The organism is Pseudomonas sp. SDO55104_S430 (assembly GCF_054070595.1).
In genome coordinates this window covers 1-1,581 of sequence record NZ_JBSVXG010000459.1, presented here as the reverse complement: position 1 = coordinate 1,581, position 1,581 = coordinate 1, and the positions used below count along the sequence as shown (strand labels likewise).

1 protein-coding gene is annotated in these 1,581 nt (G+C 63.2%); it reads left to right on the top strand.

Annotation, left to right across the window (positions count from 1 at the left end):
- Positions 1–240 precede the first annotated feature (240 nt).
- Positions 241–1,383 (top strand): FMN-dependent L-lactate dehydrogenase LldD, encoded by a 1,143-nt coding sequence (gene lldD, locus ACW9JE_RS30660; RefSeq protein ID WP_457434897.1) that lies wholly within the window; start codon positions 241–243, stop codon positions 1,381–1,383.
- The last annotated feature ends 198 nt before the right edge of the window (positions 1,384–1,581 follow it).

Below are 1,581 nucleotides of genomic sequence, written 5' to 3'. Positions count from 1 at the left end.
CGAAGGGGGCGTGTCAGTCGACAGATTCGTGGCTGACACACCGCTTTCGCGAGCAAGCCCGCTCCCACAGGATTTTCGGCGAACACAAAACCCTGGGGTAGCCCTGTCCCTTGTGGGAGCGTGGCTTGCCCGCGAAGACGGCAGCCGAGTCAACATCACCATCGAATGTACCCGCAACACCCCACACATACGCTACCCTCCTCAAATCTCGCCATCCCCAAGACCAAGGCCTACCCATCCATGATCATCTCTTCTGCATCGGATTACCGCGAAGCGGCACGTCGCAAACTTCCAAGGTTTCTGTTCGACTACATCGACGGCGGCGCCTATGCAGAGCACACCTTGAGGGCCAACAGCGCCGACCTCAGCAGCGTCAGCCTGCGCCAGCGGATCCTCAAGAACGTCGAAAGCCTGAGCCTGGAAACCACCCTCTTCGGCCAGCGCCAGGCGATGCCCATTACCCTGGCGCCGGTGGGCCTGACCGGCATGTTCGCCCGCCGGGGTGAAGTGCAGGCGGTCAAGGCGGCGCAGAACAAGGGCATCCCCCTATGCCTGTCGACCGTCTCGGTGTGTTCGATCGAGGAAGTGGTGTCCAGCACCCAACAGCCGATCTGGTTTCAACTCTATGTGCTCAAGGACCGCGGTTTCATGCGCAACGCACTGGAACGCGCCAAGGCCGCCGGGGTTCGGAACCTCGTATTCACCGTCGACATGCCCACCCCCGGCGCCCGCTACCGCGATGCCCACTCCGGCATGTCCGGCCCGTTCGCTTCGACGCGGCGCATCCTCCAGGCCATGACCCGTCCCGACTGGTCCTACAACGTTGGCCTGTTGGGGCGCCCCCACGACCTGGGCAACATCTCCCGCTACCTGGGCAAGGCCGTGACGCTGGAGGACTACATGGGCTGGCTGGCGAACAACTTCGACCCGTCGATCAGCTGGAGCGACCTGGAATGGATTCGTGATTTCTGGCAAGGCCCGATGATCATCAAGGGCATCCTCGACCCCCAGGACGCCCGCGACGCCGTCAGCTTTGGCGCCGACGGCATCGTCGTCTCCAACCACGGCGGTCGCCAGCTCGACGGCGTCCTCTCCACCGCCCACGCCCTGCCGCCGATCATGCAGGCGATCGGCAACGATTTGAGCGTACTGGTGGACTCGGGCATCCGCTCCGGTCTGGACGTGGTGCGCATGCTGGCGTTGGGAGCCAAGGGCGTACTACTCGGTCGCTCCATGGCCTACGCACTGGCGGCCGATGGGCAACGCGGGGTGGAGAACATGCTGGACATTTTTGCCAAGGAAATGCGCGTGGCCATGACGTTGACCGGGGTGACCTCGATTGATCAGATCGACGAATCGATCCTCGTACGCTCCATCGGCTGACCCCTCCCCCGTAGGAACGAGCTTGCTCGCGATGGAGGTCGAGACAACGCTGGGCACCTGATCCCCCGCGTCATCGTTGACGACCATCGCGAGCAAGCTCGCTCCTGCAGAGTTCGCGGTCTTAGTCGAAATGCACCCGCATCCCCGACATCGCCAGAATAATGATGATCGCCACCAGCGCCGCCATCACCATCCCCG

Bases quoted from the DNA above. Each gene is read 5' to 3' on its own strand.
- lldD (WP_457434897.1), top strand. From the start codon at position 241: ATGATCATCTCTTCTGCATCGGATTACCGCGAAGCGGCACGTCGCAAA.